The sequence below is a fragment of the Acidovorax sp. SUPP1855 genome (assembly GCF_030158955.1).
GTDB lineage: Bacteria > Pseudomonadota > Gammaproteobacteria > Burkholderiales > Burkholderiaceae_C > Paracidovorax.
The window spans coordinates 26896-53173 of sequence record NZ_BQXI01000031.1 but is presented as its reverse complement, the minus strand read 5'-3'; the positions used below and the strand labels follow the sequence as shown (position 1 = coordinate 53173).

The following is a 26278-nucleotide window of genomic DNA, read 5'->3' as shown; positions in this document are numbered from 1 at the left end:
TCAATGTCTCCGGGCGAAATGCGCTGCCGTCTCCGTCATGCCGAAGGGCGGGGTGGGGGGCGGCGTTGCGGCGCCAATGGTGCACGCGTTTTCCAGCAGTTGCAAGGCCAGGCGCTGCACGTCCTGGGCGTGGTTGGCGCGCACCGTGCTGGTCAGGATGCCGCTGCCCAGGTGCCGCTCGGCGCAGCGCTGCAGCGTGTTCAACGCCGCATGCGTCGGGTCGGCCTGGGCCGGCCCGCCGGGCGGCAGGATGGAGGCCACCGAGCAGTGCACGCCGGCGTGCATCGCCATGTGTTTCAGTTGCCGGTAGCTTTGCACCACGCTGTCGGGGCCGCCCTCGGCGATCACCAGGGGGATGGCCGAGGTCGCGCGCACCAACGGTGCCAGCACCTCGGCGCTGGCGTAGAGCACGAGCAGCGCATAGGTGCGAAAGAAGGGTTGCAGCGCCTGCATCGCGGCCGGGCCGTCGGCGGTCTGGCGGGCGAGGCGCTGCATGCCGTAGCCGGCCGGAATCACCGCCAGCGACGAGGCTGCCGGACCGGTTTCGAGCGGGGCGCCGTTCTGCCAGGAGGGCTCGGCCAGCAGGTGGGCCAGGCCCGGCGCGTCGTCGGTTTCGCGGGCGGTGCCGTCCAGCACGGCCACGGGATACCCCAGCCGCTGCAGGCTGGAACACACCTGCCACAGGGTTTCCAACCCGTAGGCGGCGTCGGGCTGCGCCACGACGGACACGACCCGCAGGTCCGACTGCGGCGTGATGCTGTGCAGGCTCGTGGCCTGGTGGAATCCGGTATCAAGCATCGACCAGTCCCCTTTCCGAGGCCAGCTCGGGCGAGTGCGAGAAGAAGAAGTTCAGGTCCGACGCCTTGGGGTCGAAGGCCGACTTGGCGGGCGAGCGCATCGAGGTGCTGATGAGCTTGTGCGCATCGGCGGCCTCCCAGTCCTCAGGCACACGCTGGCCGTTGGTCACGCCGCGCAGCACCATCTGGTGGCGGATCAGGGCGTCGATCGAAGGGCCGAGCTTCACGGCCTCGTCCACCTTGGACAGGATGGCCTGCTGAGAGCCGGCGGTCTTGAAGGCGCTGAGCACGTCGTCCAGCGTGTCGCCGTGGCAGCCGGCGTTCAGCACCAGCAGGCGGTTGACGTTGGGCAGGTCCAGCACATCCAGCATGTCGCGCTTGCGCGGGTCGCGCGGGGCGACGCCGGTGGTGTCGATGAGCACCATCTTCTTGCCGCCCAGCAGGCCGAGCAGGTCCTGCAGCGCGGCGCGGTCGTGCGCCAGGTGGGCCACGACGCCCAGCATGCGGCCATAGGTGCGCAGCTGCTCGTGGGCGCCGACCCGGTACGTGTCCAGGGTGATGAGGCCGACGCTGCCCGGGCCGTGGATGCGGGCGCACAGGGCGGCGAGCTTGGCCGTGGTGGTGGTCTTGCCCACGCCGGTGGAGCCCACCATGGCGTAGATGCCGCCTTCTTCGTACAGGGGGCGGGCGTGCGCGTCGGTCTTCAGGTTGCGCTCCAGCACTTCCATGAGCCAGCGCACTGCATCGCCTGCGCCCAGTTCCTCGGGCAGGCGCTCCAGCACGGCGCGGGCCAGCGACGGCGAGTAGCCGGCGCGGATGAGCTTGAGCATCAGGTTCGACTGGATCGGGTTCTGCCGCGCCTGGCCGAGCCAGGCCAGGGTGTTGAAGCGGTCCTCGATGAGGTCCTTCATGGACTGCAGCTCGCTCATCAGGTTCTGCTGGCCGGCGGCGGGGGCCAGCGAGGGCACGGGTACTTGCACGCGGCGCGGGGCCACGGGCTCGGGGGCGACGTCCATCGGAATGGAGCGCAGCGGGTTGTGGCGCACCACAGGCGCGGCGGCCGGTGCGGGCATGCGTTCGCGCTCGCGGTCCGGCGCGCGTTCGCGGCTGCGCTCGTTGATCGAAGGTGCCTCGGCCGTGCCGGTCAGGGCTTCGTGGCGGCGGCGCAGCATGCGCTCGCGCACGTAGTCCTGGAACGACAGCGTGCTCATGGCCAACTGCTCGGTGTCCTGCGCCACCGCATTGCGCTGGGGCTCGGCCCGGGCCGCGGCGGCTGCGGGGCGGGCCAGGGTGCGCGCGGGGCTGGCGGCCATGTCGGAGGCGCGCTCCTGCAGGCGGCTCGGCGCGGCCTGCTCGGGCGCGTTTTCCAGGCTGGACAGCGTGTCTTCCGCCGTGGCCATGACTTCCACGCCATTGGCGGTGGGGCGGTTGGACAGGATGAGGGTGCCGTCCCCGAAGGCCATGCGCGCCTTGGCCAGGGCCTCACGCGAGGTGGGGGCGGTGAAGCGTTTGATGTTCATGCGGATGCACCTTTGAGGATCGGGCCAATGCGGATGGTGTGGGTTTCAGGGATCTCGCTGTGGGCGAGCACCTGCAGCCGGGGCGCGACGCGGCGCACCAGGCGGGAAATGGCGTTGCGGATGGCGTCGGGCACCAGCAGGCAGGCGGGCATGCCCAGTTCTTCCTGCTTCATGGCGACTTCTGCGGCCTTCTGCGTGAGGATGTCGGCCACGCCCGGGTCCAGCGAAGGGCCGGCGTTGTTGCTCAGGGCCTGCACCAGCAGGCGCTCCAGGCCGGGTTCGATGGCGATCACGTTCAGCTCGCGGGTCGGGCCGTAGATCTGCTGCACGATGGCGGGCGAGAGCGCGATGCGCACGCGGCGGGCCAGTTCCACCGGGTCGGTGGTGGCGCCGGCATGTTCGGCCAGCGTCTCGATGATGGTGCGGATGTCGCGGATGTGCACAGACTCTTCCAGCAACAGCTGGAGGACTTTCTGGAACGTTGCGATCGACACCATTTTGGGTACCACTTCCTCGATGAGCTTGGGGGCCAGTTTGGCCACGTGTTCCACGAGTTGCTGGGTTTCCGTGCGACTCAGGAGCTTGGCGGCTTGAACTTGCATCAAGTGTGACAAATGCGTCGCCATCACGGTTTCTGAATCAACGACCGTAAAACCCGCCATTTGTGCCGCTTCCTTCTGGTGTTCGTCGATCCAGTGGGCGGGCAGGCCGAATGCGGGGTCGGTCGTGGGCGTGCCGATCAGGGGGGTGGTGATGCCGCCGGGATTGATCGCCAGGTGCATGCCGGGGAAGGCCTCGCCTTCGCCCACCACCACGCCGCGCAGGGTGATGCGGTAGGCGCTGGGCTTGAGTTCCAGGTTGTCGCGCACGTGCACAGCCGGCGGCAGGAAGCCCACTTCCTGCGCGAACTTGCGGCGCACGCCCTTGATGCGGGTGAGCAGGTCGCCCTGGCGGTTCTTGTCCACCAGGGTGATGAGCCGGTAGCCCAGCTCCAGGCCCAGCAGGTCCACGGGCTGCAGGTCGTCCCAGCTGGCTTCGCCGTCGTGCGCCGGCGGGGGCGCTTCCACCACGGGCTGCGGGGCGTTGGCGCGCTTCATCAGCGTCCAGGCTGCGTAGCCCAAGCCTGAGCCCATGATGAGGAACACGGCGTGCGGCATGCCCGGGATCAGGCCCAGCAGGATCAGGATGCCGGCCGTCACGCCCAGCACGCGGGGCGACATGAAGAGCTGTTGCACGATCTGGTGCCCCATGTCCTCTTCCTTGCCCACGCGCGAGATCACCATGGCCGCGGCCACCGAGATCAGCAGGCCCGGGATCTGCGCCACCAGCGCGTCGCCGACGGCCAGCAGGATGTAGCTGTTGGCCGCCTGGCCGGCCGACAGGTCGTGCTGCAGCATGCCGATGGCGAAGCCGCCGACGATGTTGATCAGCAGGATCAGGATGCCGGCGACCGCATCGCCGCGCACGAACTTCGAGGCGCCGTCCATCGAGCCGAAGAAGTTGGCTTCTTCCGCCACTTCCAGGCGCCGGCGCTTGGCTTCCTTCTCGTCGATGAGGCCGGCGTTCAGGTCGGCGTCCACCGCCATCTGCTTGCCGGGCATGGCGTCCAGGGTGAAGCGGGCCGACACTTCGGCGATCCGCTCGGCGCCCTTGGTCACCACCACGAAGTTGATCACCACCAGGATGGCGAACACGATCAGGCCGACGGCGAAGTTGCCGCCGATCAGGAAGTGGCCGAAGGCCTCGATCACCGCACCCGCCGCGCCCGGGCCGGTGTGGCCTTCCAGCAGCACCACGCGGGTGGAGGCCACGTTGAGCGACAGCCGCATCAGCGTGGTCAGCAGCAGCACCGAGGGAAACGCCGCGAAGTCCAGCGGCCGCAGCATGTAGGCCGCCACCATCATCACCATCAGCGCGACGGCGATGTTCAGGGTGAAGAAGGTGTCCAGCAGCCAGGCGGGGATGGGCAGCACCATCAGCGCCAGGATGGCCACCACCAGCAGCGGGGCGGACATGCCCTGCACGGCCGAGGCGTTGGTGCCGGCCCACTGCCGGACGGATTTGATGGAGGGCGTCATGGGGCGGTCCCTGCGTCGGTGGTGCGGTTCAGCGGATCAAGTTCGGGCGGCACGAACGGGTCGGGCTGGGCCTCGGGCATGCGACCTTCGCCGCGCATCGCGGCCTTGAGGCGGTAAACGTAGGCCAGCACCTGCGCCACGGCGGCGTACAGCGTGGCGGGGATGGCCTGGTCCAGCTCGGCATGCGCGTAGAGCGCGCGGGCCAGCATGGGCGACTGCAGCACCGGTACCGAATGCTGCGTGGCCATTTCGCGGATCTTGAAGGCGAGCAGGTCGGTGCCCTTGGAGATCACCTGCGGGGCGCTCATCGTGCCTTCTTCGTACTTGAGGGCCACGGCATAGTGGGTCGGGTTCATCACCACGAAGTCGGCCTTGGGCACGGCGGCGATGCTGGCGCGGTCGGCGATCTCGCGGGCGCGCTGGCGCTGGCGGCTCTTGGTCTCGGGGCTGCCCTCGGATTCCTTGTGCTCCTGCTTGATTTCCTCGTGCGACATCTTCTGGCGCGACTTGAAGAAGAACGCCTGCAGCGGCACGTCGACGACCGCCGCGAGAAACACCACCAGCAGCATGAGGCTCACGCCCGAGGTCATCCATTCGCCCACCCAGCGCAGAGCCACCGGCGAGGGCTGCAGCACCAGCATGGACAGCTTCTGGATGCTGTTGCCCAGGAAGTTCCAGGCCACGGCGGTGATCACGCCGGTCATGAGCACCATCTTGCCCACGTTGACCAGCTGCTGTTTGGACACGAGGTTGGTGAACCCCGAGATCGGGTTCAGCCGGCTGAACTGGGGCGTGATGGGCTGGAAGCTGAACACCCAGCCGCCGGCGCCGATGGCGCTGACCACGGCTGCGGCGCTGGTGAGAACGGCGAAGACGAGGCTGGCGACCACGCCGATCAGCGCCATCTGGTGCAGCCGGGTGACCATGCTGCCCGTGGCCTGCACCGTGGCGGCGTTGAACACCAGCTGCTCGCGCACGGCCAGCTGCAGGTGTTCGGTCAGCATGGGCGCCAGCACGAGGACGCTGCAGGCGCCCATGCCGAGGACGGCGATGTGGGACAGGTCCCGCGAGCGCGCAGCCTGGCCGTCCTTGCGCGCTTTCTGGAGCTTGTGCTCTGTCGCGGGGAGGTCTTTGTCTTGGCTGGAGTCCATGGTGGCATGACGGCTGGTGGTCATGCCATTGTCGTGAGCGCCCCGGAAACCTAAAGCGCGAATAGACGGCTTGTCGGGCGGCTATTCAGGGTGGCGGCCGGTGGGGTGGGCCGGCAGGGGCGGGGCATCACGCACCCCGGTACATCAAAAATGATAGCAATATGCCCTAGTACTTATTGCTATTGCATGCCAAAAGGCCATGAAATCCCATGTGGATATGCGGTGGATGCTCCTTTCTCAGGAGCGCCAACGCCCGCCCGGCATCAGAAGCCCAGGCTGGCCAGCAGATCGTCCACTTGCGACTGGTCGGTGACCACATCGGGCGTGCCTTCGGGATCGACCACCGGGCCGGCCAGGTGTTCGCGGCGCGCTTCCACCACCGGGGCGACCTGCGCCTGCGCGGCCGGGGGGGCGGTCTGGATGAGCAACTGCACCAGCTGCTCTTCGATCGTGGCCGCCAGGTTGACCACACGGGCGATCACCTGGCCGGTGAGGTCGTGGAAGTCCTGCGCCATCATGATTTCGGTCAGGTGGCCGTCGGCTTCCTTGGTGACGCGTTCCACGTCGTGCAGGAAGTTCATGATCTCGCCCTTGGCGACGGCCGCCACGGGGTCCTTGACCAGCGAGGAGACGACGCGGCGGGTTTCCTCGGCGATGAAGTCGTGCTGGGCCTTGGCCTGCTCCACCCGGCTCAATACCTTCTCCGCCGCTTCGCCCGTGAGGCGCGCGATGTAGGAAAGTCGGCTTTGCGCATCGGGCAACTCGCCCATCGTGCCGCGCAGCTTGTCGGCGTAGCCGAGTTCGTTCAGCGAGTCGTGCAGCTGGCGGGTCAGCTGGCCGATCTTGTTGTGAACGGCGCCGGCTTCCGGAAGGTTGTTGTCCGAGGTATCCATGATCACAGGCCCATTTTCTTGAGGATCAGGGTGACTTTCTCTTCCAGCGTGGCCTTGGTGAACGGCTTGACGATGTAGCCGGCTGCCCCGTTCTGGGCGGCTGCCACGATGTCTTCCTTGCGGGCTTCCGCCGTCACCATCAGCACAGGCAGGTGCTTGAGCTTGTCGTCCTTCTTGATTTCAGCCAGTAGCTGGAATCCGTTCATGTTGGGCATGTTGATGTCGGTGACGACGAAATCGAACTTGCTGTTGCGCAGTTTGTTCAGCGCCACCACGCCGTCTTCCGCCTCGTCGGCATCGGCAAAGCCGCTTTCCTTGAGCAGGTTGCGCACGATGCGTCGCATGGTGGAGAAGTCGTCAACGATCAAAAAGCGGAGTGCAGTGGTCACGTGGGACCCTTTCGGTCGGAAATTGCAGTGTGTATTGTCATGGGCCGCAGGTTTGGTGACAAGACGTTACGGCCGAGGGGCGGATGCCGGATTCTCGCGCTTTTCGGCGGTGAACTCCGTGGAAGTGATGGTGGCAGATTTCTTTCCGAGCAGCCGTTCCTCGGCTTCCTGGGTCAAAACCGTGATCGTGATGCGCCGGTTGGCGGGCGCGCGCGGCTCCTTGGGTTCCAGCAAATCGCTGGCCGCCAGCCCGACAACGCGGCCCAGCTTGGCATCCGGCATGCCGGCGGCCACGAGTTCGCGGCGCGAGGCGTTGGCCCGGTCGGCCGACAGTTCCCAATTGCTGTAGCCGCGGTCGCCGTTACCGTAGGGCGTTGCGTCGGTGTGGCCCGCCAGGCTGATGCGGTTTTGCACGCCGCCGAGCGCGGTTCCGATTTCTCGAAGAATGTCGCGCATGTAGGGTTTTACCAACGCACTGCCGCTGTCGAACATGGGCCGGTTCTGGTCGTCCACGATCTGGATCTGCAGGCCATCGGGCGTCACATCCATGCGGATCTGCGAGCGATATTCATTCAGTTTGGGCGTTTCGGTGATCAGCGCGTCGATTTTGGCCTGCAGCGCCTTGATGCGCATCTCGTCCTGGCGGGCGCGCTCGGCGCGTGCGGCTTCGAGGTTGGCCCGGCGGTTCGTCGACGTCTCCGAGTCGGAGCGCCGCACCTGTCCGTGCACCTTGGACAGGTCGTTGCCGCCGCCGGGAATCACGCTCGAGCTGTTGCCCGCGCCGTCGCCCCCCTGCATGGCCACCTTCAGCGGCGAGTTGAAGTAGGCGGCGATGCCCTGCAGTTCGCCCTTGGCGGTGGAGCCCAGCAGCCACATCAGCAGGAAGAACGCCATCATGGCCGTCACGAAGTCGGCATAGGCGATCTTCCAGGCGCCGCCATGCACGGCATGGCCGCCCTTCTTGACGCGCTTGATGATGATCGGCTGGAGTTTCTTGTCGGCCATGGTGGCGTCTTCAGCCTACTTCTTGCCCTTCACGTGGCTTTCCAGCTCGGAAAAGCTCGGTCGGTCGGTGGAGAACAGGACCTTGCGGCCGAATTCGATCGCAGTGGCGGGGTTGTAGCCCTGCATGCTGGCCAAAAGCGTGGTCTTGATGCACTGCAGTTCCTTGGCGGCATCTTCCAGCTTCTGCTCGACCAGGCCACCGAGGGGTTCAACCACGCCATAGGCCAGCAAGATCCCGAGGAAGGTGCCGACCAGCGCCGAGCCGATCATGCCGCCCAGCACCGAAGGCGGCTGGCCCACCGAGCCCATGGTGTTCACCACACCGAGCACGGCCGCGATGATCCCGAAGGCGGGCAGGGCGCCGGCCAGGCGGGCCAGCGCTGCCACGGGGGCATGCGCTTCCTGGTGGTGGGTTTCGATCTCGCTGTCCATCAGCGCCTCGATCTCGTGGGCGTTCAGGTTGCCGGACACCATCATGCGCAGGTAATCGGTCATGAACTCGATCACATGGTGGTCGTTGCCGACCGTGGGGTATTTCTTGAAGATTTCCGACTCGTGGGGCGTCTCGACATCCTTTTCGATGGCCATCAGCCCTTCCTTGCGGGCTTTTTGCAGGATGTCGTAGAGCATGGCCATCAGTTCCATGTACCGCGCCTTGGTGTACTTGGATCCCTTGAGCGCCATGGGCAGCGCCTTCAGTGTGGACTTGAGCACCTTCGGCTGGTTGTTCACCACGAACGCGCCCAGCGCGCCGCCGAAGATCGTGATCATCTCGAATGGGAGCGCTTTGATGATCACGCTCACATTCCCGCCGTGCACCACGTACACGCCGAAAATGCACCCGAGACAGACCAGGTAACCGATGATTACAAACATGGGGCCATTCTGTCAGAGTCTTTTTGAAGCGCAAAAACGGAAATGCAGGTGGGATACACCCCAATTCGTTCCCCTTGACAAGTCCCTTTGCCCTGTTGGTGAAACCGGCCGCCCACCGCCAAAACAGGCGGGCAAACCATGGTTTATTGGGGCCACCGCAGGCTCCGCGAGCCCCTAAGATGGACCCCATCCGTTTCGATCCACTGCCCCCGATCCAACCCTTCCCCATTGCCTGCCGCCGATGTGCTCCATGCCCACTTCCACCGACGACGCCGATGTGCAAGAGCATGCCGAGCTGCTGATCGCGCTCTTCCAGGCCGAGCAGTGCCTGGCGCAGCAGGACCTGATGGGTGCCCTGACGAAATTCGCGACCGCCCTGGCGTTCGATCCGCAGCGTGCGGACGTGTGGATGCATGTCGGGCGCACCTACCTCAAGATGGAAAACTGGGCGCAGGCCATTCCGGCGCTGGAGACCGCCCTGAACCTGCAGCCCGGCATGCCGGATGCGCAGCATGGCCTGTCGTTCGCGCTGTTCAACCTGGGCCGGCATGCCGAAGCGTTGCAAATGATCGACGATGTGTGTCGCCGCGGCAACAATCCGGCCATGTGGGTGATGCGCGCCTTCCTGCATGACCAGATCGAGGGCAATCCCGTCAAGACGCTGGAGGTCTACCGGGACTGGGGCCGGCGCTACGCCGATCCGCTGACGCGAAAGGCCGCTCCGCTCGTCGTGGCCGATCGGCGGCCGAAGAAACGCCTCAAGGTCGGCTATGTCACGGCCGACTTCCGGGAGCACTCCATCGCTTTTTTCATGCTGCCCGTGTTGCGCCACCACGACCCGCAGGAGGTCGAGGTGCATGTGTACTCGGGCGGGCGGCGCGACGGCATCACCGATGCCCTGCAGCAGTGCGTGCCCCATTGGCACGAGATGATCCACCTGTCCGACGACGAGCTGTACACGCTCATCCGCTCGCACGGCATCGACGTGCTGGTGGACCTGTCGGGCCACACCGCCGGCAACCGCCTGCTGGTCTTCGCGCGCCGCGCAGCGCCCGTGCAGGTGACGTGGCTCGGATTCATGAGCCCGCTGGGCATGAAGGCCATGGACTACCGCCTGACCGATGTTGGCATCACCCCGCCGGGCCATGAAGTCTTCTACAGCGAGCGGCTCTTTCGCCTGGCCTGCATGGCGAGCTACGCGCCGCCCACCTATGCGCCGCTGTGCGAAGAGCCGCCGATGCTGCGCAACGGCTACCCCACGCTCATCTCGCTGAACAATTCCGCCAAGGTCACGGACCGCATGCTGGGCGTCTGGGGTCGCATCCTGCAGGCACGCACCGATGCGCGCCTCGTCATCATGGTGAAGGAGCGGTCTGCCGAGGCCGCGCAGGCCAACATGCAGATGCGGGTCGAGGCACAGGGCCTGCCGCTGGACCGGGTGTTCGTGATGCACCAGCAACCGCTCAACCAGTTCATGGAACTGGGGCATATCGCCGACGTGGCGCTCGACACGGCCCCGATCTCCGGCGGCACCACCACGCTGCATGCCCTCTGGATGGGGCTGCCGATCGTGGCGCTGGACGCCGAGCGCGGTGTGGACGCGAGCACCGCGCGCACGCTGCAGGGCGTGGGCTATCCCGATTGGGTGGCGCGCAGCGACGACCAATACGTCGAGCGGGCCCTGGCGTTCATGGCCGATCCGGAAACCCTGGCCCGCCTGCGCCACGAAACACGGCAACGCGTTTCCGCCTGCGCACTCATGGACTATGCCGCCCGCACGGCCGAGCTGGAAAAGGCGTTCCGGCTCATGTGGCTCAATTACCTGGAAGGCCGTGACGGTTTCCTGGATGTGTTCGCCGATGCGGAGCCGGCCCTGGCACGCCTGGGCGGTGGCGAGAAGCGTGTGCACGGCACGCCCTCCGTATGACCGCCGGCGCTCCCACCGATCCCATTCCTCTGCTGGTGCCGGATGTGCCGGACCCGCTGTCCCTCCTGCCCTATCTGCAGCGCATGCATTCCGCGCGCTATTACTCCAACGGCGGCCCCCTGGTGCGCGAACTGGAGGACCGCTTCGCCGAGCGCTTCGGCCTGGGCGCAGAACAGGTCACGACCGTGGCAAGCGCCACCCTGGGCCTGGAGCTGGTGCTGCAATCGCTGGGGCTGCGTGCCGGCTCCCGGGTGCTCATGCCCACCTTCACGTTCGCTGCCACGGCGACGGCAGTGCTGCGCGCCGGCCACGTGCCGGTACTCTGCGATGTGGATGCCGACAGCTGGCTGCTGACGCCCGACATCGCGCGCGCGGCCCATGCCACCGATGCCGTGGATGCCGTCCTGCCCGTGGCGGCCCTCGGCATGCCGCACGACATGGCGGCCTGGCAACGCTTCGAGGACGAAACGGGCCTTCCGGTGGTGATCGATGCGGCAGCCGGCTTTGGCAGCCAGTGGCTGGCAGGCGCTTCTTGCACCCTCGTGTTCAGTCTCCATGCCACCAAGTCGCTGCCGGCGGGAGAGGGCGGTTTCGTGGTCTCGTCCCGTCCCGGGTTGGCGGCGCGAGTGCGTCAACTGGCCAATTTCGGCATCAACCTCGACCCGGCCAGCCACCTGCCGGTCGGCGCCCTGGCTGCGGTGGGAACGAACGCCAAAATGAGCGAGTTGCACGCTGCCGTGGCGCTGGCATCGCTCGCTTGCTGGGAGCAGGGCGCGCAGGTCCGGCGCGCGTTGCAGCGGGAAATGCAGGATGCCCTTGCACGCGCGGCGGACGGCCGGATTGCATGGCAGATGGCGGGCCCGGCCGGTGCCATTGCAGCACCGACGCTGTTGTGTGCACGGATGCCCGACGCTGCCTGCCGGGGACGGCTCGAGGCACTGTGTGCCGCGCAGGGCATCGCGACGCGTCGCTGGTACCAGCCTCTCATGCACCGCATGGAAGCCCTGTTGCCCTTCTGTACGCTATTGCCCACGCCCCAAGCGGATGCGCTCGCCGAGACCCTGATCGGTCTGCCGTTCTTTCCGAAGATGGATCCTGCGCAGATGCAGCGGCTCACCCGTGTGATGGAGCAGGCAATGCGCAGCTAGGAAGGGGCCCATTTCAGATCACTGTAGAGACAATGGGCTGTACGAGCCGCCGCTGGCTCGGCAGGCCCCAGACCGGTACCGAACACGGAGCCGCGGTCCTTGCAACATCCATCCAGAAGAGTCGATCCATGCCGACCAGTGTCGTTTCCCCCCACTTCTATCGAGATCCCGATCACCACGCCCGCGAACTGGAGGGGCTGTTCCGCGAAAGCTGGGTTTTCGTCTGCATGCGCTTCGAACTCGACGGTCTCGTGCACCGCGGTGTGCAGGTGGGCGGGGTGTCGTTGTTGCTCCAGTGTGACAGCCAGGGGCGGCCGCGTGCTTTCCTCAATGTCTGCTCCCACCGGCATGCCCAGTTGTGCGAATCGGGCACGCACCGCGGGCCTGCGCGCTGCCCCTACCATGGCTGGGTGTACGACCGGGAGGGCGTTCCGGTCGGCATCCCGGCGAAACACTGCTTTCCCGAGGTGGTGGCCGAACCTGCCCGCTTTCGCCTGCAGGAATTCAACTGCGAGGCGGTGGGGCAGTTCGTATTCGTCCGTATTTCCGAAGGCGGCCCGGCACTGCGCGAGTATCTGGGCGAGCAATACGCCTTTCTCGAGCGTGCCAGCGAGGGAATGCAAGGCTTGCTGGACGAGTTCCGAGAGCCGGTGGACGCCAACTGGAAAATCGTGATCGAAAATGCCCTCGAGGGGTATCACGTCCCTGCCGTGCATTCGCGCACCTTCATGCAGGTCGACGGCATGGACCGGGCCGAAACGGCACCCCGCTTCTTCCTCGAAGATCGCCTGCACAGCCACCTGGAGCATGCCGCCGATGCGCAGTGGGTAGCGCGGTTCGCCCGCATGGAGAGCAAGATCGGGCAGTGGCCCTGGCGCTTCGCGCATTACACCCACCACCATATTTTTCCGAACCTGACTGTTACGTCGTTCATGGGTTACAGCTTCCATGTCCAGTCGTTCGAGCCGACCACGTCTCGCCAGACCACGGTTCACTCGAGGACTGTGGGCGTGGAGTTCACCGGGACCACGCCTGCCGGCGCCAAGATGATGGAACACATCCATGCCGACGGCCACGCCTTCACGCGCAAGGTGTTCGCGGAAGACGGTGGTATTTGCATTAAGGTGCAGGCGGGCGTCGATCAGGCGCAGCGCCCGGCCCTCGTGGGCGCCGGGATCGAGGACCGGGTGGCGCATTTCCAGGCGGCCTATGCCCGGGCGCTTCAGGGCTCCGAAACATCGATGGGCGGAAAAGCATGAAGGCCATCATCCTGGCGGGGGGGCTGGGTTCCCGCCTGAGCGAGGAGACGCAGCAAAAGCCCAAACCCATGGTGGAGATCGGCGGCCGCCCGATTCTCTGGCACATCATGAAGATGTATTCGCACCATGGCATCCATGACTTCGTGGTGTGCTGCGGCTACAAGGGCTACGTGATCAAGGAGTACTTCGCGAACTATTTCCTGCACATGTCCGATGTGACGTTCGATCTGGTGAACAACCGCATGGACGTTCACGAGCGGTATGCCGAACCCTGGCGGGTGACCCTGGTGGACACCGGCGATGCCACCCAGACGGGTGGTCGCCTGCGCCGTGTGCGGCGCTACGTGAGCGAGGACGAGGCCTTCTGCTTCACCTATGGCGATGGGGTGGGCGACATCGACATCACGGCGCTCATCCGGTTCCACCGGGCGCATGGACGGCAGGCCACGCTCACCTCCACCCGGCAACCCGGCCGCTTCGGCGCGCTGGACATGGAGGGCGACCGCGTGCTGTCGTTCCGCGAAAAGCCCGATGGCGCCGGCGGCATGGTCAACGGTGGGTTCTTCGTGCTGTCTCCTGCCGTCTTCGATCTGATCGATTCCGACGAGACGGTGTGGGAAGGCCCTCCGCTCGAGGCGTTGGCGCGGTCTGGGCAGTTGCAGGCCTATCGGCACGAAGGCTTCTGGCAACCCATGGATACGCTGCGCGACAAGAACTATCTCGAACAGCTTTGGCAGGGGGGCCATGCGCCCTGGAAGTCATGGTGAGCGGTCCCGACAGCGGTTTTTGGTCCGGACGCAAGGTGTTCGTCACGGGCCACACAGGCTTCAAAGGCACCTGGCTGTCGCTTTGGCTGCAGCGTTTGGGCGCGCAGGTGACGGGGTATGCGCTGGACGCGGACTCCATGCCCGCGATGTTCGCGCTGACCCGGGCCGCGCAGGGCATGCATTCGGTCATCGGCGATGTGCGGGATGCGGCGTTGCTTGCAGGCGCGCTGGAAGCAGCGGCGCCGGAGATCATGATCCACATGGCTGCACAGCCCCTGGTGCGCCAGTCCTACGCCGATCCGGTCGGCACCTATTCGACCAACGTCATGGGTACCGTGCACCTTCTGGACGCCGTACGGCGCGTGCCGTCGGTGCGCGCGGTGGTGGTGGTGACGAGCGACAAATGCTATGAGAACCGCGAGTGGCTCTGGGGCTATCGCGAGGACGACGCGTTGGGCGGGTTCGACCCTTACAGCAACAGCAAGGCATGCACCGAGCTGGTGGCCGCCTGTTACCGCGACTCGTTTTTCGCCCCGGCAAGGCACGCGGATCACGGTGTGGCGCTGGCCACGGCGCGGGCGGGCAATGTGATCGGCGGCGGTGACTGGTCCAGCGACCGGCTGATTCCGGACTTCCTGAGAGCCGCCTGCGGCGGCGATCCGCTGGACGTGCGCAATCCCGCTGCCGTACGGCCATGGCAACATGTGCTGGAGCCCCTGGCCGGGTACCTCCAATTGGCGCAGAGACTCGTCGAGAAGGGTCCGGTGGCATCGGGCGCCTGGAATTTCGGGCCCGCCGAGCAGGACGTGCGAAGCGTCGGCGACGTCATTCGGCAATTGGCTGCCGCGTGGCCTGGCCCTGTCGAATGCCGCTTCGCGGCCGGGCCCGAGGGCGTGCACGAGGCGCAGATGCTTCGGCTCGACAGCAGCAAGGCCTGCTCTCTGTTGGGCTGGGGGCCTCGGTGGTCGATGGCGCAGGCCGTGGAGAGCATTGCCCAATGGCATTCCGCACACGCTCGCGGCGAAGACATGCGCCAGGTGACCGAGCGTCAGATCGAATCGTATTGCGCCGCTGAGCGCTGAAATTCTATGGACAAGTTGCACCACATCCGCGAGCAGATCGCCGCGCTCGTTGGCGAATACGCGGCCCACGCGTATCGCGCCCAGCCATTCCTGCCGGGCGCCACGGCCATTCCACCCTCCGGTAAGGTGATCGGGGAGGCCGAACTGCAGAACATGGTGGCTGCGTCGCTCGACGGATGGCTGACCACGGGGCGTTTCAACGATGCGTTCGAAAAGCGCCTACGCGAGTACCTCGGGGTGCGCCATGCGCTCACGACGAACAGCGGCTCGTCCGCGAATCTGCTCGCCTTCTCGGCGCTCACGTCTCCTGCATTGGGCCAGAGGGCCATCCGCCCGGGCGACGAGGTGATCGGTGTGGCGGCGGGGTTTCCCACCACCGTCAATCCCATCCTGCAGAACGGCGCGGTGCCCGTCTTCGTGGATGTGGAGCTCGGCACTTACAACATCGATGTCGCGCTGATCGAAGCTGCGATCTCGCCGCGCACCAAGGCCATCATGCTGGCCCACACCCTCGGCAATCCCTACAACCTGGAAGCGGTGCAAGCGCTGTGCCGCAAGCATGGACTGTGGCTCGTCGAGGATTGCTGCGACGCCCTGGGGTCCACTTACGACGGACGGCTGGTAGGCACCTTCGGTGATATCGGAACCCTGAGCTTCTATCCGGCCCACCACATCACCATGGGCGAAGGCGGCGCCGTCTTCACCAACGACGATGAACTGGCACGCATCGTCACGTCATTCCGCGACTGGGGGCGGGACTGCTATTGCGGGCCCGGCAAGGACAACACCTGCGGAAAGCGGTATGGCTGGCAACTGGGCGATCTGCCCCCAGGCTATGACCACAAGTACACGTATTCGCATGTCGGCTACAACCTCAAGATCACCGACATGCAGGCGGCCTGTGCCCTGGCGCAGATGGACCGGTTGCCCGGTTTCATCGCGGCGCGGCAGCGCAATTTCGAGCATCTCGTCAGCCGGCTAAAAAGCTGCGAGGAGTTCCTGGTGCTTCCCCGGGCCACGGAGAATTCGCAGCCTTCGTGGTTCGGGTTCCCGCTCACGCTGCGCGAAGCGGCCGGTACCCGCCGCGTCGATCTGCTGGAGTACCTGGAGCAGAGCCGCATCGGCACGCGGCTGCTGTTCGCCGGCAACCTGACCCGGCAGCCTTCGATGCAGGGACAGACGTACCGGGTGGCCAGCAGCCTGGCGAATACGGACACAGTCATGGAGCACACGTTCTGGCTGGGCATCTACCCCGGATTGAGCGAGGCCATGATCGACTTTGTGGCCGATCGCATCGAAACCTATTTCGGCGTCAACTTCTAGCACCCACCATGCGCTTCGAAGAAAGCCCTTTGCCGGGCTGCTACCTGATCCAGCCCGAAGTGCGGCCCGACGAGCGCGGGCGATTCGTGAAGACCTTCAGCCGCGAGGCGTTCCTTGTCCGGGGGCTCGACTGCGACTGGGTAGAAAGCTTTTACAGCGTATCGCGGCGTGGCGTGCTGCGCGGGCTGCACTTTCAGTTGCCGCCGCACCACCATGCCAAGCTGGTGCATTGCAGCCACGGCCGCCTCTTCGATGTGGTGGTCGATCTGCGCCGAGGCTCGCCGACACAGGGCCGCTTTGCCACCTTCGAGCTGGACGCCGAGCTTGGCAACCAGGTCTACATTCCGGCGGGGTGTGCCCACGGCTGCTATGCACTGACCGAAGGCGCGACCATCGTCTATCACGTCACCTCGGCCCACGCACCTCGGCATGATGCCGGCATCCGCTGGGACTCTGCCGGCATTCCCTGGCCCGATGACCATCCTGTGCTGTCGGTGCGCGACCGCGAGCATCCGCGGATGGAAGATTTCGCCAGCCCCTTTGAGATGCCGGAAGGACTGCCGAATGACCACTGAGCGGCATGTATTCCTGACGGGAGGGACGGGGTTCATCGGCCGACACGTGCTGGCATCCTTGCTGGAGGCGGGCCATCGCGTCACCGTCCTGAGGCATCCGGCCGACGCGCCTGCATCGGTGCATCCTCGCCTTGTGTGGCTCAGCCGCGCCATGGACCAGTTGACGCCCGCCGATCTGGCCGGGGCGGACGTGCTGATGCACCTGGCGTCGCCCGGCGTACCGCCGCAGCAGGCCGACTGGCAGGTCCTGTTCTACTGGAACGTCACCGTTTTGCTGCAACTGCTCGATACGGCGCGTGCCGCTGGCGTGAAGCGGTCGGTCCTGGCGGGTACCTTCGCGGAATACGGTCGCAGCGCGGATGCCTTCGACTTCATTCCGGCCAGCGCACCGCTGGCACCCGCGTATGGCTATGCGGCATCCAAGGCCGCAGGTTTCCAGGCTGCGCATGCGCACGCCATCGAACACGCCATGGAGCTGTGCTACCTGCGGATCTTCTCGGTCTTCGGCGAAGGCCAGTACGCCGGGAACTTCTGGCCGGCATTGCGTCTGGCCGCATCGCAGGGCCTTGATTTTTCGATGACACCCGGTGCGCAGGTGCGCGACTACGTCCCCGTGGAGGCGGTCGCCCGGGCATTCCGGCATGCGGCTGAGCGCGGTGACGTCGAGGCGGGCAGGCCCTGGGTGCGCAATGTGGGATCGGGCTCGCCGGTATCGATGCAGGATTTCGCGCAGCACTGGTGGTCTGTCTGGAAGGCGCCGGGCCGACTGCTCGTTGGCGCCCTGCCGTACCGGCCCAACGAGGTGATGCGCTGCGTCCCCGAAATGGCTGCCGACCTGTTCTTGTCTGGATCTGAACATGAGGGGCGACGATTTGCGTGAATTCAACGAACTGTCCGCCCTGGAGGGCTCGCGCATCCTGATCACGGGTGCCGGCGGAATGCTCGGGCAGGCTTTCACCCGCCACTTGGCTGAGCAGGTACCCACTGCCCTGGTCGCGGCCCTCGACCGCCACGCGTTCGATGTGCGCCAGCGCGAGCAGGCCCAGGCCTTGCGCGCTTGGCGGCCCGATATCGTGATCCATTGCGCCGTGTGTTCCGACGTCAACTGGTGCGAGGACCATGCGGACGCGGCGGCGCAGGTGCAGATCGAAGGAACCCGCCACGTGGTCGAGCTGGCCCGCGAATGCGGGGCCCGTTTTTTTTACCCGCAGACCTTCCTGATCTACGACGGAAGCCAGACAGTGGACGAGGCCACGCCCCCCCGTCCTTTGAGCGTGTACGGACGGCTCAAGCTGGAGGCGGAGCAGATCGTGCTGGAGGCATCGCCGCAGGCGCTCACTGTGCGCATGGGCGGGTTTTTCGGAGAGCATGCGCGCGACAAGAATTTCGTCGGCAAGCTGATTCCGCACCTCGCGGGACTGCTGCGCTCCGGCGTGGACCGCATGGAGATCGGTGACCGCATCTGGCAGCCCACGCTCACGGACGATCTGGCCTACAACAGCCTGCTGTTGCTGGCGCGCGGCGAGACGGGCCGGTTCTGCATGGCTTCCCATGGGCAAGCCTCTTTCTTCGAACTGGCGCGGGAGATCGTGCTCCGATTGGGGCTGGATCGCCGCATCGAGATCGCGCGTGTTCCTGCGGAAACCATGGCCCGCAAGGAAAAAGCCGTGCGCCCCGATGCGGTGGTGATGCGCAACGCTGCGCTGAAGGCCCGCGGGCTGGATCGTCAGCGCACATGGCAGGACAGTCTGGCCGCCTATCTCGACCACCCTTATTTCACTGGAATGTTCGCCCCATGAGCCTGCAACTGCTGAGCCCCTTCGTTCACCACGACATGTTCGGTCCCATGCGCAACCGTGTGGCCATGGCCGCCATGACGCGTGGTTTTGCCGATGCGCAGCACCGCTGCACGGACGAAATCGCTGCCTACTACGCACGGCGTGCCGCTGCCGGCGTATCGCTCATCCTGACGGAAGGCATCGTGGTCCATGCTTCGGCGGATGGTTACCGGAACGTGCCCCACCTGCAGAACGACGAGCAGGCCGACAGCTGGATCCCGGCCGTCCGGCAGGTGCAGGAGGCCGGCGGGCGCATCGTGGCGCAACTGTGGCATTGCGGGCGGATCTCGCACCCGGACTTCACTGGCGGGGTGGCACCGGTCAGTTCCACGGACCGGCCAGCGGCGGGCATCAACCGCCAGAACGGCCAGCCCTACGGGCAGCCCCGTGCGCTGCATACATCGGAGATGCCTGGCATCTACCGTCTTTTCGAGGAGGCCGCGCAGCGCGCCTTGAATGCAGGTTTCGACGGCGTGCAGATCCATATGGGACATGGATACCTGATTGACCAGTTCCTGGATGCGCGCATCAATGACCGGACCGATGCCTATGGCGGATCGGTCGAGAACCGCTGCCGCATCGTGCTGGAACTGGTGGAGCGCCTGCTGCCCATTTGCGGCCCCCAGCGACTCATGATCCGCCTCTCGCCTGCGCGGATGATGGGCGGACTGTACGAGTGGCCGGACCTCGACGACATGCTGCAGCATCTCATCCCCCAGCTGGATCGCCTGGGGCTGCGGCAGCTGGACATCAGTTGCGCGGATGCGCCCTATGCCGAAACTTCCGGAAAAATCGTGCGCCGTGTGCGTCCCCTCTGGCCCCACTTCCTGATGGGGGGCGCTTCGCTGTCCGCTGCGGATGCCGAGCACGAAATCCAGGAGGGGCATCTGGACATGGTCACCTGGGGCCGCGCGCTCCTTGCGAACCCGGACTTCGTGCAAAGGCTGGAGCTTGGAGAAGCCCTCGAGCCCATGACGCCCGAGCGGCGCGCCGTGCTCTATTGAACGGGTCGGGGGCCGTCAGCCGACCCGGCCACTGAAGAATTCGGCGATCGTGAAGCCCTGAGCGCTTTCCTCGTGCGCCTGCCGCATGGCCGAGGGCAGATCGGCGTAGACCTCCCGCCACCAGGCGGGCGTGCCGACGAAGCCCTTGTTGAGGGTCAGATTGAACAGCGGGACGCTCTTGAGCGACAGGACATCGGCGTACTCGTCCATCGGCAGAAGATGGTTCGCGGCGAACCGGTAGCCATCGGCGAGGTCCCGGGCCGGCTCACCCCACTTGTGCGCCAGGCTCTGCCACAGCAGGCATTCGACGGCCGCCTTCTGGATCTGCTGGTAGGGCTCGTTGGTCCGGTGCTGGATCTCGGACGCACCGCGCAGGTCTTCCGGCAGTGCCCACAGCTCGCACATGTCCTGGGTGCGGCTCACGAGAAAACGCTCGGAGAAATGGAAGGGAATCTGCTTCCAGGACGAATGCGCCAGGAAGCCGAACTTCCCCTCGTTCCTGCTGCCATCGTCGAACAGTTCTTCCACCGCCCGGTAGAGCGATCCGGTGACGACCGTATCGCTTCGCATGCGCACCGAGTACGGCACGCCCACTTCGGCCAGATGCCGGGCGCCCGCCTTGGCCGAGCGAATGATGGCATTGCGGCTGTCCACCATGTTCTGGGGCTGGGGAAGCGTGATCACGGCGTCCACCCATGGTCGGCAGGCATCGAGGCTGGCGGCGGACTGGTGATCCCAGGTGACGAAGCACAGATGCGCCTCGGGGCACGCCATTCGCTGCCAGGCCAGTGCCATGGGGGTATAGGGAAACACCGGGCCCTGCACGAAGATGCCGAGTGAAGGCGTTCGCAGGGGCGGTTTGCGCTGCAGGGACAGTCCTTCGAACACCCTGGAGAAAGCCTGGAGCTGGTCGATGTCTCCATGCCGGCCGCTGTGGGTGAGCGCCGGCACGCAGCGGTAGTCGCCCCACAGGTTGCGGATCTGGTTCATGATTTCCGCCGAATGCGCTGCGAAGATCACCAGGAGCACTTCCTCATGCGGTTCCTTCATGAGCGCTTCGGGGCTGCGGACGGGAACGCCATGGATCTGCCTGTCCTGGTGGGCGGTGAACGGGCACACGGTGTATTCCACCGGCAGGCCCAGCAGCGGGTAGTAGTCCGTGAACGCCTGTCCAGCGCCCCAGCCGATCAGCCGGACCTTGGCCGGGTCGATTTCCGGATATTTCAGTAGAACGCGGTCAAGGCCGCCCCGAATCTTGGCCATCCTGCGGTGCCCTCTGGGTAGTGGAGTGAATGCCTCTGGAGAGGCGTTTCAGCGATAGAAATACAGGCAGGTATCCCAGCGATCTTCGGTGTGGTGTTGTAGCCCGATCGAGTAGCCGGGGGCCACGGCATCCACCAGTGCCGGGATGTCCAGCAGGTCGGTCGCGCGGTGATAGGCGGAGATCGCCATCTTGGGCAGGCCGGCGCGGATGGCCGCCTGGGCGCCTCGCAACGCCGGGATCTCGAATCCTTCGATGTCCATCTTGATGAAGGTCGGAGGCGCATCGATGAGATCGTCGATGCGCCGGATGCGCACGGTCTCCAAGGGCGCGCTCGGATCGACGGCGATGCTGCCGCCATGCCCTCCCAGATGGTGGAACGGGGCTTCCGCGTCGTTCTCCCCGACGGCGAAGGGATACAGCGAAATCCGGGATTCGAGCGCGGTGCCTGCGTAGCCCTGCTGCAGCTTGCGCAGCACCTCGATGTTCAGCCGATCGGGCTCGATCATCCAGGAGTGTTCGATGCGATCGCCCGTGAGGCCCAGCAGCCCGGTCGTGGATTCGCCGATGGAGGCGCCGCAATCGACGAACCTCTCATGGTCCGAGAATGTCAGCAGGCCCGAGCGGAAGTACAGCGTCGAATAGGGCCTGGCCACAGTGAGATACCACTCGGGATTGCAGCTCAGGTGGAACAGGAGCACGCTGCGCAATGTGCTCACGGAGTGTGCATCCGCAAGCCGCCGCTCCAGCGCCAGGAATTCATCGAACCTGCTGCTGATGGCAGGGGCCCAGTCGGCCGTGCGGTAGTCCACCCGGTCATTCATGCCGAAGAGCCGGGTGACCTGCTCGTGGTTCAAATGGGCGATGCCGTGGCGGGTGCAGAGCCGGTCGAAAAACCGCCTTGAATAATCCGTCCGGCAGCAGTTGATGGCAATGATGTCCGGGTCCTCGCGCAGCATCGCAAGGAAGCGGTCGGTGGAAATGATGTCCACGCCGTAGTAGTCCTCGCCGCTGGCGTGCTTGAAATCATCCACCACGGCCAGGGCCCAGCCTTGGTCGCGGGTTGCACGGATGAAGACTTCCGCGAAGGTCTTCGTTCCCAGCAGGATGAAGCGCGTCCGGTCCCCGCGCCGGGCGAAGATCTCGCGCGCCTGCTCAGGTATGCAGAAATGCGGGTCGCGGCGGTACAGGTCCAGCATGGCGAGCAGTGCTTCATCGAGCTGGAAGCGATCCAGGTTGATGCGGCTGACCAAGGCGTCGGGCGGGAAGGAAGGGGGCAGTGAGGCCATGGTGGGTCGCTCGCGGGGGCATGCGGTGCCGGGGCGCCGGAGACGTTCAACTCCAGGAAAAGCGCCGGGCCGGATTGCCCATGATGGTGATGTTGGGCGGAATGCGGCCATACACCACGCTGCCCGCACCGACCTTGACGTTGTCGCCGATGACCGTGCCGCTGGTGATGACGCAATTGGGATGGATCGACACGAAGTTGCCGATCTTCGCGCCGCCGCCGATGGAGCAGTGGCTGTTGATCTGGCACCAATCCCCGACGCGGACATCGTGCCCGATGACCGTATATTCCTGGACGCACACGAAATCGCCCAGCTGGACATCCACCGAAATGCCGACACGGGGTGCGATGATGCAGCCACGGCCCAGCCGGGCATGCCGCGTCACATGGGCCTGGGGATGCACGACCGTGGCGAAGTCGACGTCGTGGACCGATCGCAGTACCTCGGTGTACTTGTATCTCGCCATCGGATCGCCCAGTGCGGCCATGAAGACGTCGCCATCCACGGGGGTGTAGGTCAGGGGATCGCCCACGATGCCGATCGAGCGCTGCATGCCGTTCAGCGCCGAAGTGCGCGAATCCAGAAAGCCCTTGGGGCGAAACAGCGGGTTGTCGTCTTCGATATACGTCAGGACTTCGCGGCCGAAGCCACCAGCGCCCACGATGAGCAGGTTCCGATGCGGAGCGGACGTATCCGTGGAGGGCGTAGCCATGGGGGGATCAACTGATGGTGAGGCCGCCGTCCATCACCAGCGTTGTGCCGGTGATCCATCGGCTGGCCTGGGACAGCAGGAACACGGCGGCATTGGCCACGTCCTCCGGCTGGCCGAAACCGAGCGGGTAGTTGCCTCGCTCCTTTTCCATCGAGCCCACGAGCGTGGCGGTGGCGTCGAGCAATGGCGTTTCAACCAGGGCGGGCGAGAGGCAATTGGCCCGGATGCCCCGCTTGACGACTTCCATCGCGAGGCAGCGCATCATCGCAATCAGTGCGGCCTTGGTGCCGGAATAGGCGGCCACTCCCGGCACGCCGATGTGTGCGGCGATCGATGCGATGAACACCATCGATCCTCCCGGCGCGATCAGATTGCGCTTGAGAAGTGCCTGCGTCAGCAGCATCGGGGCGTCCACGTTGATGCTCTGGACTTCGCGCAGATGCTGTTCGGTGATCATCCGCACGGGAGACAGGCGCGAGATGCCTGCGCTGTGAACGATGCCGTTCAACGGCACGGAAGCGATCTGCTCCACCAACTCGGAGCGATCGGCAGACTGGGTCAGATCCGCTCGCACCACGAGGTGGCCGGCTGCCGGTGCGGCGGATTGCAGTGCCTGCAGCGTGCGAGCGAGCCGCTGCTCGTCGCGGCCCACACCGATGACCTGGGCTCCCATGCGTGCGCAGGCGAGGGCGGTGGCGTGGCCCAGGCCCGAAGTGGCCCCCGTGACGAGGATGCGCTGTCCCTGCAGGTGAAAAGGCGTGGGCGTTGCGTCCATTGGGTCAGGACTCCAGCATGGCCGGGAAGCGTGCCCCTGCAATGTCCAGGATGCACGTGCCCCAGGACAGGCCGATGCCGAAGCCGCTCAGCAGCAGCTTGTGCGTGCCGCTGGCCAGCGTTTCGTTCAGGCGCGCGGTCATGGTGACCGGCAGGGTCGCCCCACTGGTGTTGCCATAGTCGGCCAGCGTCGATGGGACTTTCTCAGGGGGGAGTGCCAGCTTCTTGCGGATGGTTTCATTGATCATCCGGTTGGCCTGATGGAAGACGAAGTAGTCCACATCGTCCTTGGACACGCCTGCATATTGCAGCGTGCGCTCCACGGCCGGAGGAATTTTCTGTGTGGAGAAGCTGAGCACGGCCGGTCCGTCGAGGAGGAGGCGGTCCGGCCATTGCAGTTCCCCGTCCTCGTCGCGCGTGGGGATGCTGTGATGAAAGGCATAAGGCTCCCGATGCCCACCCACCGGTTTGATGATGGCTTTGTAGCCGCTGCCGTCGCTGTTGAGGTCGAAATACATGGGCGCGGCTGAAGGATCGAATTCCAGTGCGGTCGCCGTGCCGGCGTCGGAGAACAGCGGGTCCTTTTCGCTTGCGGAGCGGTCTCCCACCAGCAGCAGGCCCTTTTTCACCGTGCCGGACGCGATCATGCTGCCCAGCAGGTGCAACCCGAACGGGTAGCCAGAGCAGCCGAGATTCACGTCGAACGCGATCGTGGACTGCGACAGCCCGAGCTTGTCCTGCAGGATGATCGCGGTGGAGGGAATGGGATAGTCGGGCGACTGCGTCACGACGATCAGCGCGTCCACGTCTTCGCGGGCCCACTGTAATTCCTGCAGCAGCTTTTCCGTGGCGTCTTGCGCCAGATCGGAAAAGCATTGCCACGACGCGCACAGGCGGCGCTGCTGGATGCCGATGTTGCGAACCAGCCTTTCCCGCTCCGAGCGGATTTTCGGAGGGCAATCCTCGAGGTTGGAAACCACGCGCTTGGGCACGCAGCTCGCCATGCCTGCAAAGCGCACGTTGTGCAGGGTGGACAGGCCCATGGTGGTCTACCCCAACAGCTTGTAGAGGTCCGTGACCGTGACGCAGTTCTTCAGGTCGTCGCCCACAATCGTTTTCCCGTACTCCACGTCGAACATCACGATGACACCCAGGGCGGCAAGGGAGTCCCACTCGGGCAGAGCACGCAGTTCGGTATCCGCGGTGACCTCCACCGGCTCCTGGAAATCGACGGCGGTCAGAAAGCTTTCGATGAATTGCTCGATGGAAGGCGAAGGCATGCGTACTCCAGAATGAAAAATGTCGCTGAGACCAAGATTTCGGCCTCCAACGGCAGTGTATTAGCCCCGGATGCCTTCTTCTTCAGCCCTGCAGGAGTTTCAGCACTTGCTGGGGCAACTGGTTCGCCTGGGCCACCATCGCAGTGCCCGCCTGCTGCAGGATCTGCGTGCGCGACAGGTTCGCCGTTTCCTTGGCAAAGTCGGCATCCACGATGCGGCCGCGGGCTGCCGACATGTTCTCGCCCTGGATGTCGATATTGGCGATGGCATTTTCGAAGCGGCTTTGCAGGGCCCCGAGGTCAGCGCGCGCCGAATTGACCTGATCGATCGCGCTGTCGATCTTTTTGAGGGCCACCCAGGCCTGGCTCTGCGTTCCGACATCGACGCTGTCGATCCCTTTCTGGCCGGTGCCCGTGGCGTTCGTCAGCGTGGGTGGGGTAAAGCCCGTATTGGCCACGGTGAACCCGGTGGTGCCGCCGAACGTGACGGTCTCCGGCACGGGGGGAACGGCATTCGTCAGTTTCGAGGAGGCGAACTCCAGCCCGTAGCTGCCGTCGTCGTTCTTGGTCAGGAAGGCGGTCACCCCCGTATCGGCCGTCTTGTTGTTGATTGCCGAGATCACCTGGCCGAGCCGTTCCACGCCCGAGCCGGCGGCCTTGATGCTTCCCAGGTCGATGGCGGAGCCCGAACCGACCTGGATCGTCAGGCCGCCTGCGGGGATCGCGCTGCCGAAGGCGGAGATCGACGTATCTGACGCGTCCACGGCGATCGCGGTGCTCGTGCTCGAGTACATGATGCTGGACAGGCCCGAGGCGCGGGTGTCCGCCAGGGCGCCGAGCGTGACGTTGTCGCCGGAATTGGCGCCCACCTGGAACAGGGCGCCCGCAAAGCTGCCGTCCAGGATCTTCTGGCCGTTGAAGCTGGTCTGCTTGGAAACGCGGTCGATTTCGTCGGTAAGCTGCTTGACTTCGGACTGCAGCGCGGCCCGGTCGGCCTTGCTGTTCGTCGCATTGCTGGCCTGAACGGCCAGTTCGCGCATCCGTTGCAGCATGTCGCCCACCTTGCCCAGGGCGCCTTCTGCCGTCTGGGCCAGCGAGATGCCGTCGTTGGCGTTGCGGGAGGCCACGGCCAGGCCCTTGACCTGGGTGTTCATGCGCTCGGCGATGGCCAGGCCGGCCGCATCGTCCTTGGCACTGTTGACGCGCAGGCCGGAAGACAGCCTCTGCATGGTGGTCGTCAGCGAGGCTGCCGACATTCCCAGATTGCGCTGGGCGTTGAGTGAGGCGATGTTGGTGTTGATCGTCGAGGCCATTACGGAACTCCTTCGCAA

General features: G+C 65.5%; 25 protein-coding genes. 10 read left to right on the top strand and 15 right to left on the bottom strand.

Annotated features, from left to right (window positions below):
- From AVMA1855_RS21630 to motA, 8 genes are all read right to left on the bottom strand, one after another.
- A complete protein-coding gene (locus AVMA1855_RS21630; protein ID WP_272565433.1) occupies positions 1 to 798 on the bottom strand; it encodes a hypothetical protein in 798 nt (265 codons plus the stop codon).
- Positions 791 to 2317, bottom strand: a complete 1527-nt coding sequence (gene flhF / locus AVMA1855_RS21625; RefSeq protein ID WP_284402627.1) for a flagellar biosynthesis GTPase FlhF — start codon at positions 2315 to 2317, stop codon at positions 791 to 793. Before flhF ends, AVMA1855_RS21630 begins: the two co-directional genes overlap by 8 nt.
- Positions 2314 to 4395 carry a flagellar biosynthesis protein FlhA gene (gene flhA / locus AVMA1855_RS21620; protein ID WP_284402628.1) on the bottom strand — a complete coding sequence of 694 codons (2082 nt, stop codon included), beginning with the start codon at positions 4393 to 4395 and terminating at the stop codon, positions 2314 to 2316. Before flhA ends, flhF begins: the two co-directional genes overlap by 4 nt.
- Positions 4392 to 5546, bottom strand: a complete 1155-nt coding sequence (locus AVMA1855_RS21615) for an EscU/YscU/HrcU family type III secretion system export apparatus switch protein (RefSeq protein ID WP_272569821.1) — start codon at positions 5544 to 5546, stop codon at positions 4392 to 4394. Before AVMA1855_RS21615 ends, flhA begins: the two co-directional genes overlap by 4 nt.
- Before the next feature lie 263 nt (positions 5547 to 5809).
- Positions 5810 to 6439: a protein phosphatase CheZ gene (locus AVMA1855_RS21610; protein WP_272565428.1), complete on the bottom strand. Its 630-nt coding sequence runs from the start codon at positions 6437 to 6439 to the stop codon at positions 5810 to 5812.
- A gap of 2 nt (positions 6440 to 6441) precedes the next feature.
- A complete protein-coding gene (cheY, locus tag AVMA1855_RS21605; RefSeq protein ID WP_092745669.1) occupies positions 6442 to 6828 on the bottom strand; it encodes a chemotaxis response regulator CheY in 387 nt (128 codons plus the stop codon).
- A 66-nt stretch (positions 6829 to 6894) separates the two neighbouring features.
- Positions 6895 to 7833, bottom strand: coding sequence for a flagellar motor protein MotB (gene motB, locus AVMA1855_RS21600; protein ID WP_284402630.1), 939 nt, complete (start codon positions 7831 to 7833; stop codon positions 6895 to 6897).
- A 15-nt stretch (positions 7834 to 7848) separates the two neighbouring features.
- The gene (gene motA / locus AVMA1855_RS21595; RefSeq protein ID WP_272565425.1) at positions 7849 to 8709 is read right to left on the bottom strand and encodes a flagellar motor stator protein MotA; all 861 of its coding nucleotides are present in this window, start codon (positions 8707 to 8709) and stop codon (positions 7849 to 7851) included.
- A gap of 250 nt (positions 8710 to 8959) precedes the next feature.
- On the opposite strand from motA, the gene AVMA1855_RS21590 reads away from it, so the two are divergent.
- The 10 genes from AVMA1855_RS21590 to AVMA1855_RS21545 all read left to right on the top strand — a co-directional run bounded on the left by AVMA1855_RS21590 (position 8960) and on the right by AVMA1855_RS21545 (position 19632).
- Entirely contained in the window at positions 8960 to 10636 is a 1677-nt protein-coding gene (locus tag AVMA1855_RS21590) for an O-linked N-acetylglucosamine transferase, SPINDLY family protein (protein WP_284427264.1), read from the top strand.
- The gene (locus tag AVMA1855_RS21585; protein WP_284427263.1) at positions 10633 to 11784 is read left to right on the top strand and encodes a DegT/DnrJ/EryC1/StrS family aminotransferase; all 1152 of its coding nucleotides are present in this window, start codon (positions 10633 to 10635) and stop codon (positions 11782 to 11784) included. Before AVMA1855_RS21590 ends, AVMA1855_RS21585 begins: the two co-directional genes overlap by 4 nt.
- Positions 11785 to 11912: 128 nt before the next feature.
- The gene (locus AVMA1855_RS21580) at positions 11913 to 13043 is read left to right on the top strand and encodes an aromatic ring-hydroxylating oxygenase subunit alpha (protein WP_284427262.1); all 1131 of its coding nucleotides are present in this window, start codon (positions 11913 to 11915) and stop codon (positions 13041 to 13043) included.
- A complete protein-coding gene (gene rfbF / locus AVMA1855_RS21575) occupies positions 13040 to 13810 on the top strand; it encodes a glucose-1-phosphate cytidylyltransferase (RefSeq protein ID WP_284402635.1) in 771 nt (256 codons plus the stop codon). Before AVMA1855_RS21580 ends, rfbF begins: the two co-directional genes overlap by 4 nt.
- Positions 13804 to 14892 (top strand): CDP-glucose 4,6-dehydratase, encoded by a 1089-nt coding sequence (gene rfbG / locus AVMA1855_RS21570; RefSeq protein WP_284427261.1) that lies wholly within the window; start codon positions 13804 to 13806, stop codon positions 14890 to 14892. The genes rfbF and rfbG overlap by 7 nt, the downstream gene beginning before the upstream one ends.
- A 6-nt stretch (positions 14893 to 14898) precedes the next feature.
- On the top strand, positions 14899 to 16215 hold the full coding sequence (rfbH, locus tag AVMA1855_RS21565) for a lipopolysaccharide biosynthesis protein RfbH (RefSeq protein ID WP_284427260.1): 1317 nt from the start codon (positions 14899 to 14901) through the stop codon (positions 16213 to 16215).
- A gap of 8 nt (positions 16216 to 16223) precedes the next feature.
- Positions 16224 to 16790 (top strand): dTDP-4-dehydrorhamnose 3,5-epimerase, encoded by a 567-nt coding sequence (gene rfbC / locus AVMA1855_RS21560; RefSeq protein ID WP_284427259.1) that lies wholly within the window; start codon positions 16224 to 16226, stop codon positions 16788 to 16790.
- Positions 16780 to 17670 carry an NAD-dependent epimerase/dehydratase family protein gene (locus AVMA1855_RS21555; RefSeq protein ID WP_284427258.1) on the top strand — a complete coding sequence of 297 codons (891 nt, stop codon included), beginning with the start codon at positions 16780 to 16782 and terminating at the stop codon, positions 17668 to 17670. The genes rfbC and AVMA1855_RS21555 overlap by 11 nt, the downstream gene beginning before the upstream one ends.
- Entirely contained in the window at positions 17648 to 18589 is a 942-nt protein-coding gene (locus AVMA1855_RS21550; protein ID WP_284414722.1) for an SDR family oxidoreductase, read from the top strand. Before AVMA1855_RS21555 ends, AVMA1855_RS21550 begins: the two co-directional genes overlap by 23 nt.
- Entirely contained in the window at positions 18586 to 19632 is a 1047-nt protein-coding gene (locus AVMA1855_RS21545) for an oxidoreductase (protein ID WP_284427257.1), read from the top strand. The genes AVMA1855_RS21550 and AVMA1855_RS21545 overlap by 4 nt, the downstream gene beginning before the upstream one ends.
- A 15-nt stretch (positions 19633 to 19647) precedes the next feature.
- On the opposite strand, the gene AVMA1855_RS21540 is transcribed toward AVMA1855_RS21545, so the two are convergent.
- The 7 genes from AVMA1855_RS21540 to AVMA1855_RS21510 all read right to left on the bottom strand — a co-directional run bounded on the left by AVMA1855_RS21540 (position 19648) and on the right by AVMA1855_RS21510 (position 26260).
- Complete coding sequence (locus tag AVMA1855_RS21540) at positions 19648 to 20895, bottom strand: WavE lipopolysaccharide synthesis family protein (protein ID WP_284427256.1); 1248 nt, start codon at positions 20893 to 20895, stop codon at positions 19648 to 19650.
- 48 nt (positions 20896 to 20943) lie between these two features.
- Positions 20944 to 22182 (bottom strand): FkbM family methyltransferase, encoded by a 1239-nt coding sequence (locus AVMA1855_RS21535; RefSeq protein ID WP_284427255.1) that lies wholly within the window; start codon positions 22180 to 22182, stop codon positions 20944 to 20946.
- Between the two features lie 46 nt (positions 22183 to 22228).
- Complete coding sequence (locus AVMA1855_RS21530) at positions 22229 to 22894, bottom strand: NeuD/PglB/VioB family sugar acetyltransferase (RefSeq protein ID WP_284402647.1); 666 nt, start codon at positions 22892 to 22894, stop codon at positions 22229 to 22231.
- 7 nt (positions 22895 to 22901) lie between these two features.
- Positions 22902 to 23669: an SDR family NAD(P)-dependent oxidoreductase gene (locus AVMA1855_RS21525; RefSeq protein WP_284427254.1), complete on the bottom strand. Its 768-nt coding sequence runs from the start codon at positions 23667 to 23669 to the stop codon at positions 22902 to 22904.
- A 4-nt stretch (positions 23670 to 23673) separates the two neighbouring features.
- Entirely contained in the window at positions 23674 to 24711 is a 1038-nt protein-coding gene (locus tag AVMA1855_RS21520; protein ID WP_284407485.1) for a ketoacyl-ACP synthase III, read from the bottom strand.
- A 6-nt stretch (positions 24712 to 24717) separates the two neighbouring features.
- On the bottom strand, positions 24718 to 24948 hold the full coding sequence (locus AVMA1855_RS21515; RefSeq protein ID WP_272565401.1) for an acyl carrier protein: 231 nt from the start codon (positions 24946 to 24948) through the stop codon (positions 24718 to 24720).
- Positions 24949 to 25030: 82 nt separating this feature from the next.
- Positions 25031 to 26260 carry a flagellin gene (locus tag AVMA1855_RS21510; RefSeq protein ID WP_284402651.1) on the bottom strand — a complete coding sequence of 410 codons (1230 nt, stop codon included), beginning with the start codon at positions 26258 to 26260 and terminating at the stop codon, positions 25031 to 25033.
- Positions 26261 to 26278: the final 18 nt, after the last annotated feature.

Excerpts from the sequence above, each read along its gene's own strand:
- AVMA1855_RS21630 (WP_272565433.1), bottom strand. The coding sequence starts at position 798 with ATGCTTGATACCGGATTCCACCAGGCCACGAGCCTGCACAGCATCACG.
- flhF (WP_284402627.1), bottom strand. The coding sequence starts at position 2,317 with ATGAACATCAAACGCTTCACCGCCCCCACCTCGCGTGAGGCCCTGGCC.
- flhA (WP_284402628.1), bottom strand. The coding sequence starts at position 4,395 with ATGACGCCCTCCATCAAATCCGTCCGGCAGTGGGCCGGCACCAACGCC.
- AVMA1855_RS21615 (WP_272569821.1), bottom strand. The coding sequence starts at position 5,546 with ATGGACTCCAGCCAAGACAAAGACCTCCCCGCGACAGAGCACAAGCTC.
- AVMA1855_RS21610 (WP_272565428.1), bottom strand. The coding sequence starts at position 6,439 with ATGGATACCTCGGACAACAACCTTCCGGAAGCCGGCGCCGTTCACAAC.
- motB (WP_284402630.1), bottom strand. The coding sequence starts at position 7,833 with ATGGCCGACAAGAAACTCCAGCCGATCATCATCAAGCGCGTCAAGAAG.
- motA (WP_272565425.1), bottom strand. The coding sequence starts at position 8,709 with ATGTTTGTAATCATCGGTTACCTGGTCTGTCTCGGGTGCATTTTCGGC.
- AVMA1855_RS21590 (WP_284427264.1), top strand. The coding sequence starts at position 8,960 with ATGCCCACTTCCACCGACGACGCCGATGTGCAAGAGCATGCCGAGCTG.
- AVMA1855_RS21585 (WP_284427263.1), top strand. The coding sequence starts at position 10,633 with ATGACCGCCGGCGCTCCCACCGATCCCATTCCTCTGCTGGTGCCGGAT.
- AVMA1855_RS21580 (WP_284427262.1), top strand. The coding sequence starts at position 11,913 with ATGCCGACCAGTGTCGTTTCCCCCCACTTCTATCGAGATCCCGATCAC.
- rfbF (WP_284402635.1), top strand. The coding sequence starts at position 13,040 with ATGAAGGCCATCATCCTGGCGGGGGGGCTGGGTTCCCGCCTGAGCGAG.
- rfbG (WP_284427261.1), top strand. The coding sequence starts at position 13,804 with ATGGTGAGCGGTCCCGACAGCGGTTTTTGGTCCGGACGCAAGGTGTTC.
- rfbH (WP_284427260.1), top strand. The coding sequence starts at position 14,899 with ATGGACAAGTTGCACCACATCCGCGAGCAGATCGCCGCGCTCGTTGGC.
- rfbC (WP_284427259.1), top strand. The coding sequence starts at position 16,224 with ATGCGCTTCGAAGAAAGCCCTTTGCCGGGCTGCTACCTGATCCAGCCC.
- AVMA1855_RS21555 (WP_284427258.1), top strand. The coding sequence starts at position 16,780 with ATGACCACTGAGCGGCATGTATTCCTGACGGGAGGGACGGGGTTCATC.
- AVMA1855_RS21550 (WP_284414722.1), top strand. The coding sequence starts at position 17,648 with ATGAGGGGCGACGATTTGCGTGAATTCAACGAACTGTCCGCCCTGGAG.
- AVMA1855_RS21545 (WP_284427257.1), top strand. The coding sequence starts at position 18,586 with ATGAGCCTGCAACTGCTGAGCCCCTTCGTTCACCACGACATGTTCGGT.
- AVMA1855_RS21540 (WP_284427256.1), bottom strand. The coding sequence starts at position 20,895 with ATGGCCAAGATTCGGGGCGGCCTTGACCGCGTTCTACTGAAATATCCG.
- AVMA1855_RS21535 (WP_284427255.1), bottom strand. The coding sequence starts at position 22,182 with ATGGCCTCACTGCCCCCTTCCTTCCCGCCCGACGCCTTGGTCAGCCGC.
- AVMA1855_RS21530 (WP_284402647.1), bottom strand. The coding sequence starts at position 22,894 with ATGGCTACGCCCTCCACGGATACGTCCGCTCCGCATCGGAACCTGCTC.
- AVMA1855_RS21525 (WP_284427254.1), bottom strand. The coding sequence starts at position 23,669 with ATGGACGCAACGCCCACGCCTTTTCACCTGCAGGGACAGCGCATCCTC.
- AVMA1855_RS21520 (WP_284407485.1), bottom strand. The coding sequence starts at position 24,711 with ATGGGCCTGTCCACCCTGCACAACGTGCGCTTTGCAGGCATGGCGAGC.
- AVMA1855_RS21515 (WP_272565401.1), bottom strand. The coding sequence starts at position 24,948 with ATGCCTTCGCCTTCCATCGAGCAATTCATCGAAAGCTTTCTGACCGCC.
- AVMA1855_RS21510 (WP_284402651.1), bottom strand. The coding sequence starts at position 26,260 with ATGGCCTCGACGATCAACACCAACATCGCCTCACTCAACGCCCAGCGC.